Below are 13,761 nucleotides of genomic sequence, written 5' to 3' on the forward strand. Positions count from 1 at the left end.
ACTTAAGTTGTGTGTTCTAAGTTCTTTTGTTGATATAACTGCATCACATCTGTCAGCCCCAGTCGAGATTGGACGCTGAGTGTCAAAGGAGATATGTGTCCTCGGTTAAGATGATCGGCCGCAGCACACCCAATCATGGCGGCGTTGTCAGTACAAAATTTTAAGGGGGGAAATAATACGCGCAAGTTGTGGGCTGCTGCTGCTGTTTGCAAGTGTTGTCTTAAACCACTGTTGGCTGCTACACCACCACCAACAGCAATAGTATCCAAACCGTAGTTGAGAGCACAGGCGATCGCTCGTTTGGTAAGTGATCGGGCTACTGTATCCTGAAAACTAGCTGCCACATCCTTTACTGGTACAGGTTTCTGCTGTTTTTCCAACTGCTGTACCAACCGCAATACAGCTGTTTTTAAACCACTAAAACTTGCATCATAGGGATGATACCCGCCACTAGGTAAGGAAACTTTTCCTTCCGGCAAGCTAAATGCCTGGGGATTTCCCTGTTGCGCTAAACGATCAATAATAGGGCCACCTGGATACCCCAATTGCAATAGACGCGCTACTTTATCAAAAGCCTCACCAGCAGCATCATCACGGGTTTCACCCAGAGTTTTGTAATCACCACAATCATTAACGTAGATCAAGCTTGTGTGTCCACCGGAAACAAGTAAGCTCAGAAAAGGAGGATTGAGTGCAGGCTCGCTCAGATAAGTCGCGTAAATATGTCCTTCTAGGTGATGAACGCCTAAAAATGGCTTATTGTACAGCATGGCTAGAGTCTTGGCAGCAGTTAAGCCAACCAGCAATGCCCCCACTAGCCCAGGCGCACAGGTGGCAGCGATTCCATCAATTTCCTCCCAGCCAAGTTGGGCTTGTTCCATTGCTTGAGCGATCGCTTCATTAATTGTTTCTAAATGCTGCCTTGAAGCTACTTCCGGCACTACCCCCCCATACCGACTATGAACAGAAATCTGAGAGGCAATGATACTACTTCTCAGTAGACGATTGCTAACAATTGCGACAGCAGTTTCATCACAGCTGGTTTCGATTGCTAAAACGGTTGTCATTACACAGTTACGCCTAATAAAGACTAGTTTGAGAAACTTTAACTTTTATTTACTTCAACTTTACTCGGTTCACAGGCAAGAGTATGATTGCCTTAGACTCAAAACCCGACAAAATAACAGGAAATACAGGCATATTGATCAGATTAACTTCTGTCAAAAGCCTAGTTGATCCTGTTTTAATTGTGGATTCCCCTCCACAAACTCACAAAAAGACAAAATGGAAACTTTGTATTTCTATTAGTCTTTAAAATTAAAGATGCTGCCCAAAAAGTGAGTTAGAAATGGACACAATTCTTGCTCACCGCAGTTAGAAAAAGGCTGTCATGGTTCAGCCATTGGGTATAAATCCCATAAACATAAAATAAAGGTAATCTCAGCTTTTACCGATATTTTATGAAACTATAATGACTTGATAGTTCTGCAAATCAAAATTGTACAAGCCGCTTCGTTTTGTACAAGAAATATATTTGTTTCGTCAGAAAAGGAAACAATTCCATGCGACGCTTGTTTGCTTTGATTTTAGCGATTTTTCTTTGGTTTAACTTTGCTCCGTCTGCGAAAGCACTAGGGGCAGATCTCGTTCCTTGTAGTGAATCTCCTGCTTTCCAACAGCGAGCACAAGTTGCTCGCAATACTACAGCCGATCCACAATCTGGTCAAAAGCGATTTGAGCGTTATTCTCAGGCTTTATGTGGCCCAGAAGGTTTACCTCACTTGATTGTTGATGGTCGTCTGGATCGTGCTGGCGACTTTTTGATCCCCAGCATTCTATTTTTGTATATTGCAGGCTGGATTGGTTGGGTAGGTCGCGCTTATCTACAAACAATCAAGAAACAAGGAGGCGATGTCGAACAAAAAGAAATCCAAATCGAAGTTCCTTTGGCATTGCCAATTATGCTATCCGGATTTGCTTGGCCAGCAGCAGCAATTAAAGAGTTGCTTTCTGGTGAATTAACAGCAAAAGATGAAGAAATTCCTGTTTCACCACGTTAGTTTAGCTGTACTTATTCACTAATTGGAGATTAATTCATGAGTAACCAAAGTCCTTTCTTAAAGTTTCTGAGTACAGCACCAGTAATCACAACAATCTGGCTGTTCATTACAGCAGGAATTTTAATTGAATTTAATCGCTTTTTTCCTGACCTGCTTTTCCATCCGTTACCATAAATTGCTAACGGTTTTTCATAGTTGAGATAATGATGAGTGGTTAGTGGTGAGCCAGCACCGCGGGAGGGTTTCCAACGGACAGTTCCTACAACGGGGGGAACCCTCCGAAGTCGCCCCAACGGGGGAAACCCCCGTACGGCGCTTCTGTTGGCAACGGACTGTCCTCCTCCACAGGTGACTGGCGTAGACGCCGAAGGCGGCTTCTCGTAGAGTACCCGAAGGGCTTCAAGGTAGAGTACCCGGAGGGTTAGTGGATGGTTGTCAAAACTAATAGCAATCAGCTACTAACTATTAACTACTAACTATATAATTATATAACAGCAGTATTTAAAAAGAATTAATTCACAATAGGTAGTAAAAAATTTTCTTTTTTAATCTTGTAATGCTGGAAACAGCATAAACTTTTCACATCCTTAAAAATAAATATAGATAACTAAATTAATTTTTCTAAACTTAACGTTCAAATAACATATCAAACTAGGATTATTATTAATATAAAATGTTGCCACCATATTATTTAGAGGCGAAAATCAAATATGGCGCAAGCAGTTGATGCATCAAAAAATTCTCCAAGCGATCCCAGAAATAGGGAAGTAGTTTTTCCAGCATTCCGCGATCCACAAGTTGGGAACCTAGAAACACCAATTAATTCTTCTCCCTTTGTGAAGTGGTTCATTGGTAACTTACCAGCCTATCGCCCTGGAATTACTACCTTTAGAAGGGGTTTAGAAATAGGCATGGCTCATGGTTACTGGATTTTTGGCCCCTTTGCTAAATTAGGCCCGCTGCGGAACACGGTTAATGCTAACTTAGCTGGCTTACTTGGAGCTTTGGGCTTAATTGTGATTTTGACTGGTGCCTTATCTCTTTATGCTAATAGCAATCCTCCTCAGCCAGTTAAGAGTGTAACTATACCGAATCCTCCTGAAGCTTTCCAATCCAATGAAGGCTGGAATGGTTTTGCTAGTGCTTTCTTAATTGGTGGTATTGGCGGTGCAGTAACAGCCTACTTTTTAACTACCAATTTGGGACTAATTCAAGGTTTGTTTGGTTAATTTAGTGATTTGTTAGTAGATAGTGGTAAATCACCAATTACTGTACGGGCAGGTTTTAACCACATTCTCTTTGTGAGAATAAAGTATCTATAATAAACCCGCCCCTACTAACAAAAACTAAAGGACACAGAGATCAGGCATTGCTTTTTCTTTGTGTCCTTTTTGAGTTTTTCATAAAAAGAATCAGGTGATTCTTTAGCAGTAAATAACTAACCAAACAAAACTGCTTCTATAGAATTGAGAGCTGTTTCAAAATCGTCATTAACGATTTGAATATCAAATTCATTGGCAGCATTGATTTCTTCTTGAGCACGGTGTAAACGGCGGGCGATCGCTTCTTGTGAATCTTGTCCCCGACTGCGTATCCGTTTCTCTAATTCATTAAAAGACGGCGGCAGAATAAATATACTAAGAGCGCTAGGAAAGGAGCGACGAATTTGTCGTGCACCTTCTAGCTCAATTTCTAAAACAACCAATTTGCCAGAACAAATTTGGTCAATCACTGGTTCGCTGGGAGTACCGTAATAGTTACCAGCGAATTCTGCCCATTCCAAAAATTTACCAGCCGCTACTAATTGTTCAAATTTGCTGCGGCTAATAAAGTAGTAATCCTTGCCATCTACTTCTCCCGAACGAGGAGAACGAGTGGTAGCAGAAACAGAATAATACAGTTCTGGATGACGCTGCAGAAGCGATCGCATTAAAGTACCTTTACCTACACCACTAGGCCCTGTCAAGACAATTAGCTTGCCAGAGGAAGGGCATTCTTTGGTATTAGCACCACTCTTAGAGAATAAAACTTGCATCATCCGCTTAACCTGTGAATTAATCAATAAAACTATTCATTGGTCATTAGTCTATTGGAGTTGGCAAGAGACTGTTGACTAATGGTTTTTGTAGCATGAGTGACAAAAACTTGTCTAATTCACATGTTACTGCTGATACCGCACCAATAGAGGTAAGTGTTTAACCCACCTTAATTTAATTATCTACCACATGATGATCGCGGGAAATTACAAACCGATTCGCTACCGTTTCTGGCTGAATCGCCGAAAGAATAACATGGCTGGAATCAGTAATAATTACAGCCCTGGTACGGCGACCGTAAGTTGCGTCAATAAGTTGGCCTCGATCTCGTGCATCTGTAATAATCCGCTTAATCGGGGCAGACTCTGGACTGACAATGGCAACTACTCGGTTAGCAGAAACAATGTTGCCGAAACCGATGTTGATTAACTGAATGTCCATAAAAAACTGACACCAAATGCGGTGTGAGAAGCTTATAAATAACTAATTTCCATGTTATCCCCAAAAAATTGCACTTACAACGTCTATTTTCACCTTAGCTTTTGTTTTTAAATAAGAAACGCTTTTTTTAGCTATTTCTCAGATAATTCATCTAAAAATCATACTCAAGATATAGGTAAAATAAGACCATTCAAGCTATTTAAAAGGTTTTACAAATTCAATGCTTCAACTTGAACTATTTAATTAGTTTCCTAACAAGTACAATACAAATAAATTAATATTAGACATTTAGAGAATATATAATTACTTCACAAAAACGCTGATTTATGGTCACATTAAAAGAGAAAATAATTTCATCAGTCTAATTGTGAAGATTCAATCGGCTGTAGTGCTTTCCTGCAATCAATTGTTCTCTAGTTCAAGGCATTAATCGATTTGTTTATACGCTAACTCACTCCAGCCCTCTTTTTGGTAAAGAGCAGGCTGGGGTGAGGTTATTTTATGATGGGCATTTTGACGGAGATAATATCACTTGTCGCTGCGCGAGTTGACTTGTTGCCATCTTTGTCGCAGTCTGTGCAAATCAGGGTTATAACCACCATAACGCCAGCTAACGTAGGCTTGGCAGATGTCATCTATTACCTCAGCTGTTTCTACTGAGTGATGTTGATATGAAACTTTGGCATACTCAAGCGGTGTTTGTGCAGGATGCTTGCTTAAACCTTTTTTATTTGCCCACAACAGCATTTGTTGATAAAGGTTTTCCATTGGCGGTAATTTTCTCAAGGCAAGGCGATGGAAGCATTCTCGCCACAGACTCCAAGCCAGCCAACCTAAAAAAGATATGATTGTCGCCAAGATTAAACCCGTGAAAATTCCCAGCCAACCTTTGAAGAATAGTGATACAAACCAATAAAAAACTTTGCTGATCCAGGTGAATATTATCCTAAATATATTGTTAAGTAATCCTGTTACCGGAGATGGTAACCACCCAGCAATCCAATTCCAAAATTGACGCAAAACACTAAAAGTCTGAATTTCTTCTATAGATGGAGGAATTAAAGGATGATTGGGAATAGGATCAAAAGCAAACCAGCCGTATTTAGGAAAATACACTTCTGTCATTGCATAAGCATCGGTGTTGCGGACGACATACATCCCGGTAAACGCGTTAAACTCTCCAGATGCAAACCCGGCTACTAACCTAGCGGGAATACCAATAGAACGCAGCATCACCGTCAGCACTGTGGAAAAATGGTCAGGATAACCACCTTTGTGCTTAAACAAAAAAGCTTCTACTAAGTCTTCGTTTTCTGCTAAATAAGGTAAGTCTAAAGGATTGTCTGGAATTTGATAGTTTTGCTTTAAGTACTGAGCCAAATAAAGAACCTTTTCATAGGTAGAATCTAGCGATTTATTTGACTGACTTACCTTTTGTTGATTGTAGTTAGCTAATATTTCTTCTGTACGTTTGCGTACTTTTTCGGCGATTTCTGAGGGTATTTGTAAATAGTAATCTTTAAAACTTTGTGGATATTTAGTCGAGGCTTTTCCTAGCAAAGTCCGATCACGGTACGGCACTTGGGAAATGACAGTGTAAGTCATGCCTTCTGATAATCCTACAGGTGCTCGCAACCCATCTTCTGGATCTACTGCAATGATTGGTGTCGGAAAGTAAATTTCTTTGGGATATGCCATTGCTGGAATCAAGTTAGGCAAATCTGACACCACCGTATAAGTTTGCACTACTTCTTTGGTTTTAGCAATACTGGTTAGTAGATTGAGAAAAATTTGATAACTCCAAGGTGATCGCTTGATGCGTTTGACTTGCTCATTGCGCGAAATCTCCCATCCCTTACCTGTGTAACGATCAAATGCTAGTACTCGCCAAAAACCTTCTACCTGCGATCGCACCCGCATCACTACCTTGGGTTTCATCTCACCCCGCAGGTTTTGGTTCATCTGACTATTAAAACCGTAATAAAAACTATCATCTACTTGTCCCGGTTTGCCACCACCATTGCCGTTTTCTGTGCCGTTACCACCATTGCCTTGATTCTGATTTTTCCCTTGGCGCACATAACCGGGATTGATAATGCTACGCCCTGTAAAATTACCTTTGACGTTAATCGCAGAACTGACTGGAAACATCCGCAACTGATAACCAGGCAAGCGGGGTAAAACAGCAAAAATTGCTAAACCGAGTCCAACAACTATCAAAAAATTCAAAATTAGAAATCTAAAATTAAAAGAGGAATTCCCGGATTTTTGGGAATTCCTCTGTTGGAAGTGTTCATGCTCAGTCTTTAAATTCTCTAAACCGAGCCGGGAACGATAATCTAGCACTAAAGTCGGCAGGGCGATCGCTAAAAATAATAGCAGTATGGGAGCAAACGCTAAAGTCTGACTGAGCGAAGCTGCCACCCCTAATAGAATTAGCCCGATCACAATTGAATAACCCAAGTCTTTGCGACGGGGCATATCAAAACAGTGCAGTACTTGCAGTTGGATTAATAATTCTGCCAAAGCCAGTCGCGTATCATTTGATTCTCCCACCAATCGCCCCAAAAAAGCACCTAGTGCCACTAACATTCCAATGGCAATGCAGAATTTGACCGAAATATTGCGATCGCAGCGACGGTAATAGCTCCAAATTCCACCCACTAAACTCAAGGGTAATGCCCACAAAGTGAATTTAGTCTCTGCGGCAATATCCGTTGCCACAACACCCATAATTACCAACGCTAGCACTAGCACCCTGAAGGTAATTGAATCTTCAACATCTGCCAAAGGCGACTGCGACATTGTTTGCCGCCATTTATTACCAAAAGGTAGACGCCAAAGCGAACTCATCCTGGAAAAGTTAAACATTGTGATTAAAAAGCAACTGATGGTGATATTGAGCACAGTAACTGTGTCAACACTACTGATACAGTACTAGCACAATGCGAGTGAGATACACCGTACTCCCTCGCATCAAAAGTTGCTTTTTCATTGCAGCTGCTTGTAGACGCCCTAATAACTGTTTCTTAAAAAATTAACTTGGTTTTAGAACCAGGATGATACTAAATCTCACAACAATAGCTTTAAATTCAGTTTTAGTGCTAGCGATGGCACTTTTCGGCTACGAGGTGGGAATAATCACAAACGACAATGGCTGTTGATCTATTTCTTTCAACTCTATTGTCAGAGTGTAAGTTTGGTTGAGCTGCACGCCACCTAGTTCGACACTCAAGCAACCTGGAGTTGAACTCTGTGCTTTAATTTGCGAGCCATTTCCTTGAATTTTTATTGACCCTTTGGAGGGTAAATCACCTTGAACCCTGAGTGTACCTACTTGACCTTGAAGTTGGTATTCTACACTCAAGTTTAAAACACCTAAGCTAGTTAGCCATTGTCTGACTAAAGGTTCAGTGTTTGAAACATACAGAGTCAGACTCTCTAGCAGTTGTTTTGCTGCCAACAATGACAACAACATCTGCTGGCGTGGCTGTAAATCCGCATAGTCGCCTGCCAATGATGGCAACTTGATTTTTTTACTACGAGTCGCACCTGTTAGCACCACTCCAGCCAAATTGTTTAATGTTTGGAATTCGTTAGGGAAAAAGTTTTCTACAGCCTGAATTAATTTTGGCCCTAACAGCGACGAAGATGTTATCAATGCTTGACATTTATCAAGCAATTGCCGGAAAATACTATCCGGTAGAAGTATTGGCAGATCGAGATTCGACTGTTGTGCTGCCCACCCCCAAGTAGGAACTAATACAACAGCTGGCTCGTCTAAATACTCCGGATAGTCCGTGATTTGAGTTTCCCAAGGAAATAAAGGTGGTTGGCTCTCAGTTTGACTTTGGAGCCGACGTTTGAGAACAGCTTGAAAACGTTCTTGCACAGTAGGAATTTCTCCCAATCGAAAGTTCTGGAGCTTTAATTCCGACTCTTGAGAACTACTTGGAAATGCAGTAGCTCTCTGGAGAGGGTTTTCCGCTCCGTGGGTGTCCTTACGTTCTACTTTATTAAAATCTCTTGGGTTGTCAGAATCTGTCAATAACCAAGATAAAAAATAGTTTTGTAAGGATTCTGAGTCACTATTCATTAGTAGAAGCACCCGATCCGGATACTAGGGAGTTACGAATTTCCCAAGCTTGTTCAAGAATTTTAAACCAGCGTTTCTGAAGTTGTGCCATTGACAATCCTAGAGTTTTAGCGATTCTTTCATCAGGTTGTCCCTGTTGCTTCAGTTCTAATAAACACCGCTGCTTTTCGTCAAGTTGTTCAGTATATACCTGCCATTGTTGGGGAGTTAAACCCAAGTTGGTGTGCAAATCTGCTTCCAACCACTCGTGAACTAATTCCCAACGATGCAATAAAGCAAATCGAATTAAATGATATTTAAAGCGTTGCTGTAGATAATCTCTTTGACGGGGGGTTAAACCCAAGATAGTCTCGATTTCCTGGGCTGATAAATCTTGAAGTCGGAGGGCGAAATAATCAGCACAATCATTCTGTTGCCGTTCTTCCAGATAATTCATTAATTCTGTGATCACAACCGATCGCAATGTCTCTTCTTGAGCTTCTGGTTCTGGTTGTGTCGCCATTGCAGTTCGTAATTGCTGTACTGCTGGATCTTCCCAAGAGCCATCGGCTTCATTTCCACTACCTTCTGCGGCTTGCTCTATGTCTACACAAGTTTCTGGGGGTTGCTGTTGTGAGAACGTTTGTGCTCGGAGGATGATTAATTGCTGCTGACGCCCTGGCAGGGGAATTCGTCGCTTGCCGTAGCGCTCGGTAAATGCCATGTACTCTGCGAGTTCCAGCAGTGTCTGAGGACGATAGCTCGCCTCTAGTTGATTCTCTCGCCGAAAAGCATTTAATGCCTCTAGATAAAAACTTTGTAGAAAATCTTCAATAACTGTCAGTCGCCCCTGATAGCTCAATTGTCGTTGGGGCGGATTGATGTAGCGATAAATAATTGCACTTAATGTACTGTGTAATTCAACCCTACCCCGATTTGAACCCAACTGATAGTACCTCAGACACTGTTGCAGGCGATGTTTAGCTAGAGCCATTGCTGAGTTTTCTACAGAACCGGAAGCCTGAATGCGTTTGCTTTCATGGCAAATCCGGTAGACTTCAGCTGCAATCCGCATCGCTACTGCGCGACAGTTCTGTTGAGAAGCTTTGGTTGACTGCTGAAGTTCTTGAAATAGGAATGGAAATATCGCCTCCACGCCAATAGAAACTTCTCCCTGAATAGTTGTGGTTGCGGCTGATTTTATCATCTCGTGTTTAAAGTGTCCCTAAAATTAAGCATTTACAACCTGTATGGCTAGGAGTATTGGGTTAGGAGCTTTGCGTGTAAGCTAAACGCAGGTAATCCTAACTTAAGGATGTGGCTGGATTTACGATTCCCAATTATTGTTTGATTGTTGGCACAGCCATTGAAGTTATTGCCAATACCGAAAAGCCGTTACAGGTAATTATGAATTTAGAAGCACAAATTCAATTGTTGATTGAAAATGCACCAAAAGATGGTAGAACACCAAAACTGGTTGCGGCTATCGCTCCCGCTCTCAGTGCGATCGCTCAACAGTTAAGCCACTCTAACTACTATATTCTCCAAAACCTGGATCAGGAGTGGGTTGTAACTACCTTGAGCAACCGTGGAAATCCACAACAACAAAAGCGGGTCGTATATGCTTTTTCTACCTTACAGGATATTCCCGCTTCTTATGGTGCTGGGCTTGACCCTCAGGTAATGGCTACCCCTATGCCTGTCACCCACATTTTGTTTCAATTAATGGCGTTAGAACCCGTAGATAGTATAGTTTTTTTAAATACTAAATTTGACCGTAGTACTAGCACGTCTAAAACAAATACAAGCGAAATCGAAATCAAGCGCGTTGACTTGCAAAATCTAGTGAAACAATTACTGCAACCTAATCGCAGCCGTACTCAAGTACCTCCCGATATCGCTTGATTAATTAGAGTTTAGGGACTAAATGCTGGTATAAAAATATTTTCATTCCTAGTCCCTAGTCCCTAGTCTCTAATAAAGCCGACTCAGCACATAGTCAGCCATGTTAATCAATGCTTGACGTGATTCTGAAGGTGAAAGCACCCCAATATGTTCAACTGCTAACTTGGCATGGTGAGATGCCAAATCTCGTGCTCTTTGGATTCCCTGGCTGTCATAAATCAGTGCCATTGCTTGTTCTAAGTCACCGTCTTGAGCAAACTTTCGTTCAATCAGTACTTCCAAGTAAGGTTTTTCTTCTAGAGCAAATAATACGGGTGCTGTCAAATTACCGCTTTTGAGATCAGAACCTGCTGGTTTACCCAGAGTATCTGTAGAACTCGTAAAATCTAAAATGTCATCAACAATTTGAAACGCTAAACCAAGATGGCGCCCATAATCGTATAAGTGTTCGGCTGTTTCTGGGGAAACTTCGCTGAGAACACCAGTAGCTTTGGAACTGTTAGCAATAATTGAAGCGCTCTTGTAATAACTTTTTTTCAGGTAAGTCTCGATGGAAATACTTGTATGAAAGTGATTTAGTGCCTGCTGCGTCTCACCGACGGCATAATCCATAATCACCTCTGACAGTAATTTCACGACTTCCAAATTGTCCAAATTGGCTAAGTACCAGGAAGCTTGGGCAAAGAAAAAATCACCTGCCAATACAGCAACTTTGTTATTAAATAAACTATTGACTGTGGCTACCCCACGCCGCATTTGTGATTCATCAATCACATCGTCGTGTACTAAGCTTGCGGTGTGAATCAATTCTGTAATTTCGGCTAAACGACGATGACGTGGTGTAATGTCTTGATTCAGCATCGTTGCCCGTGATATCAAAAGGACAATTGCTGGCCTGATACGTTTTCCCCCAGCTCCGAATAGGTGTTCGGCTGCTGCACAGAGGATGGGGTGACGATTCCCAACTAGCTGTTTGAGGTTATCTGCTAGTATTTGCAGGTCTGCTTCCACTGGGTAAAAGAGGGAGGTAGCTGGGGTCATGGATGGGCGGACTATGGCTTAAGTTACGAAAGTTTACATATCCTATAATTATTCTAAGATAACCCTGTGCTAGCGCAAAGTTTTCGTTAAGCAATACTTGTGTTTCTATCTCGCGATCGCCTACAAAACACAACACAATTACACCATTCTCTATCTAAAGTTAGATTTACCAAGACAGTAAGAACAGTGGGGAATTTAAATTCGCTCCCCATATTACCCAAAAATGAACTAGGTTCTCAGACGGTAAACTTTGGAGAATGGGAAAACTTTTATCAAAATTTTAAAATCATTTTATTAGTGTAAATTTTTAGTATTTTATACAAGTAAAATTACGTAGCCACAATTTTTGTGCTTTAGAGAGAGATTTTTTCACAAAAAATCATTTATTCAGAAACTTCATTAGTAAAACTAGTCACCATCATAGAAATACTTATGATTAATTCCCCCCATGCCGTTACATAAAATTTTTGTCAATAAATTAAAATTCATAGTTTATGTACGTATTTGTTCAGAAATTTTTTAATTTCCTAGAAAAGTCACCTGAAAAATCAGGGCTGTTGTGTTAACCTAAAATTGAGGGATTTTAAATTTTTCGGTATTCACCTCCAGAAAAAGAAGAAAGCACTAAGTGTTTTTGCTTATCTGGTTTGTGAACCTAAATAAAATAGTCGCAGGTAAAACCAAGAAAATAATTTTATTGGTTGATTCTGTGGTTTTGAATCTTTATGGTTAGGAGCTGTAGGTTTCCCTTAGAGGAAGCAAAGTAATTCAACATCTTCAGCGCTTTTGCGTGTCAGTGTTGCTCCTATCCAAGAAGTACGCCTTCATTGAAGCAGACTAAGTAGACTGTTAAAGCAGCAGAAAGATTTCTTTAAAGTTATCTAATTGCTGTGGTATGCGTAGTCTGACAAAAATCATAGGAAACCATAATATGTTGAGCGGAGAAAATTAAAATTCTACCGCTAGCTTGGTATGTAAATTTCAAGCAACTAAGTCACTCATTTAGTTGCTGAATTCTTGCTAATTTTATTCAATTTATATTCCTTTTCATAGAGGCACTGGTACAAAATGATTTGCGGGAAGATGCCTATGATGATTTTTATGTTGGCTTCTGGATATTTGTTGACAGTCTATTTATTAATCGCACTAGCGAAGCGAGCAGGAAAAAAAAGTACTTCTGCCAGTGCTGGTTTGTCTGCTAATGAAAACTATAGCCAGGAAGCATCAGTACAGCCAAAGGTAACTGAAATCAGTAGTGTACGCTAGATAACAGTCAATCGTCAAGAGTTCCTAGTTTAATGACTGGGAACTTTTGACATAAATTTAGGTTAGTGACTAATTACTGGAAATTGCAGCATCAGAGAAACAGGCTACCTCAACCATCGGAGTACAGCCGAGCCACTGGGTTGAAGTTTGAGCAAACTGTTGGGGACAGCCACTGACGAAGAAGCGGGTAGGCAAAGGTGGGTGAGTATTTCTTAACCCAAGTAAGTCTAATTCTTGGCTACACGCAGCCACCACATGAACGGCTGGATCAACTAGTTTGACAGAAGTGGGAAGAAGCGATCGCAATACTGGAGCCAGATGGGGATAATGGGTACAACCATAGACTAGAGTGTCTATTTGCTGATCTAGTAAAGGCTCTAGGTAGGAACGTGCTACCTCAGTAGTGTAAGGATCGTGAATACGGTTTTGCTCAATTAGCGGCACAAATTCTGGACAGCCGACTTGCCAAACTTGCACTTCTGAATTTATTTCAACAATAGCACGCTTGTAGGCATTGCTTTTAGCTGTTGCTGGAGTAGCAATGATGCCTATACGCTTTCCTTGCTCAACTGCTGCCCTTGCTCCTGGTAGAATCAGTCCCAGAATTGGGATGGTAAATTCGTGACGCACTGTTTCTAGAGCAAGAGCAGAACTAGTGTTGCAAGCCATAATAACCATTTTGACCTTTTGCTGTTGCATCCAGTTCAGGATTTCACGAACAAACTGTATAATTTCCGCTTGCGAACGAATTCCGTAGGGAAGTCTGGCTGTATCTCCAAAGTAAATGACTGATTCATTTGAAAGTTGTCGATACAGTTGTCGTAATACTGTTAACCCACCCACACCGCTATCAAAAATGCCAATTGGAGCACGTTGGGGTTGTTGGGAAAAATCGTATAAATTGCCTTCAAATATAGAGGTTGGAATCACAGGCAGC

14 protein-coding genes are annotated in these 13,761 nt (G+C 41.0%); 6 read left to right on the forward strand and 8 right to left on the reverse strand.

Translation table 11 applies throughout. The annotated features are described in order from the left end of the window. Positions 1–2: 2 nt before the first annotated feature. On the reverse strand, positions 3–1,067 hold the full coding sequence (gene tsaD, locus QUB80_RS08295) for a tRNA (adenosine(37)-N6)-threonylcarbamoyltransferase complex transferase subunit TsaD (RefSeq protein ID WP_289789026.1): 1,065 nt from the start codon (positions 1,065–1,067) through the stop codon (positions 3–5). A gap of 495 nt (positions 1,068–1,562) precedes the next feature. On the opposite strand from tsaD, the gene QUB80_RS08300 reads away from it, so the two are divergent. The 4 genes from QUB80_RS08300 to QUB80_RS08315 all read left to right on the forward strand — a co-directional run bounded on the left by QUB80_RS08300 (position 1,563) and on the right by QUB80_RS08315 (position 3,289). Further along, positions 1,563–2,060, forward strand: coding sequence for a photosystem I reaction center subunit III (locus tag QUB80_RS08300; protein ID WP_016879099.1), 498 nt, complete (start codon positions 1,563–1,565; stop codon positions 2,058–2,060). A gap of 36 nt (positions 2,061–2,096) precedes the next feature. Continuing rightward, positions 2,097–2,234, forward strand: coding sequence for a photosystem I reaction center subunit IX (psaJ, locus tag QUB80_RS08305; protein ID WP_289789027.1), 138 nt, complete (start codon positions 2,097–2,099; stop codon positions 2,232–2,234). A 36-nt stretch (positions 2,235–2,270) separates the two neighbouring features. Further along, complete coding sequence (locus QUB80_RS08310) at positions 2,271–2,444, forward strand: hypothetical protein (RefSeq protein WP_289789028.1); 174 nt, start codon at positions 2,271–2,273, stop codon at positions 2,442–2,444. A 326-nt stretch (positions 2,445–2,770) separates the two neighbouring features. Continuing rightward, positions 2,771–3,289, forward strand: coding sequence for a photosystem I reaction center protein subunit XI (locus QUB80_RS08315; protein WP_289789029.1), 519 nt, complete (start codon positions 2,771–2,773; stop codon positions 3,287–3,289). A gap of 209 nt (positions 3,290–3,498) precedes the next feature. Here the strand turns inward: QUB80_RS08315 and gmk are convergent, their stop codons facing one another. From gmk to hetZ, 5 genes are all read right to left on the reverse strand, one after another. After that, on the reverse strand, positions 3,499–4,098 hold the full coding sequence (gene gmk, locus QUB80_RS08320) for a guanylate kinase (RefSeq protein WP_289789030.1): 600 nt from the start codon (positions 4,096–4,098) through the stop codon (positions 3,499–3,501). A 172-nt stretch (positions 4,099–4,270) separates the two neighbouring features. Then, positions 4,271–4,537, reverse strand: coding sequence for an extracellular matrix/biofilm regulator RemA (remA, locus tag QUB80_RS08325; protein ID WP_016879096.1), 267 nt, complete (start codon positions 4,535–4,537; stop codon positions 4,271–4,273). 528 nt (positions 4,538–5,065) lie between these two features. Beyond that, a complete protein-coding gene (locus tag QUB80_RS08330; protein ID WP_289789102.1) occupies positions 5,066–7,390 on the reverse strand; it encodes a transglutaminase TgpA family protein in 2,325 nt (774 codons plus the stop codon). 271 nt (positions 7,391–7,661) lie between these two features. Further along, positions 7,662–8,633: a PatU gene (locus tag QUB80_RS08335; protein ID WP_289789031.1), complete on the reverse strand. Its 972-nt coding sequence runs from the start codon at positions 8,631–8,633 to the stop codon at positions 7,662–7,664. Further along, a complete protein-coding gene (hetZ, locus tag QUB80_RS08340) occupies positions 8,626–9,816 on the reverse strand; it encodes a heterocyst differentiation protein HetZ (RefSeq protein ID WP_289789103.1) in 1,191 nt (396 codons plus the stop codon). Before hetZ ends, QUB80_RS08335 begins: the two co-directional genes overlap by 8 nt. 203 nt (positions 9,817–10,019) lie before the next feature. Between hetZ and QUB80_RS08345 the strand changes: the two genes are divergently transcribed. Further along, positions 10,020–10,517 (forward strand): hypothetical protein, encoded by a 498-nt coding sequence (locus tag QUB80_RS08345; protein WP_289789104.1) that lies wholly within the window; start codon positions 10,020–10,022, stop codon positions 10,515–10,517. Between the two features lie 69 nt (positions 10,518–10,586). Here the strand turns inward: QUB80_RS08345 and sds are convergent, their stop codons facing one another. Continuing rightward, positions 10,587–11,558 carry a solanesyl diphosphate synthase gene (sds, locus tag QUB80_RS08350; RefSeq protein ID WP_289789032.1) on the reverse strand — a complete coding sequence of 324 codons (972 nt, stop codon included), beginning with the start codon at positions 11,556–11,558 and terminating at the stop codon, positions 10,587–10,589. A 1,089-nt stretch (positions 11,559–12,647) separates the two neighbouring features. On the opposite strand from sds, the gene QUB80_RS08355 reads away from it, so the two are divergent. Continuing rightward, on the forward strand, positions 12,648–12,824 hold the full coding sequence (locus QUB80_RS08355; protein WP_289789033.1) for a hypothetical protein: 177 nt from the start codon (positions 12,648–12,650) through the stop codon (positions 12,822–12,824). Positions 12,825–12,893: 69 nt separating this feature from the next. On the opposite strand, the gene murI is transcribed toward QUB80_RS08355, so the two are convergent. Beyond that, positions 12,894–13,754 (reverse strand): glutamate racemase, encoded by an 861-nt coding sequence (gene murI / locus QUB80_RS08360; protein WP_289789034.1) that lies wholly within the window; start codon positions 13,752–13,754, stop codon positions 12,894–12,896. Between the last annotated feature and the right edge of the window lie 7 nt (positions 13,755–13,761).

The organism is Chlorogloeopsis sp. ULAP01 (assembly GCF_030381805.1).
GTDB lineage: Bacteria > Cyanobacteriota > Cyanobacteriia > Cyanobacteriales > Nostocaceae > Chlorogloeopsis.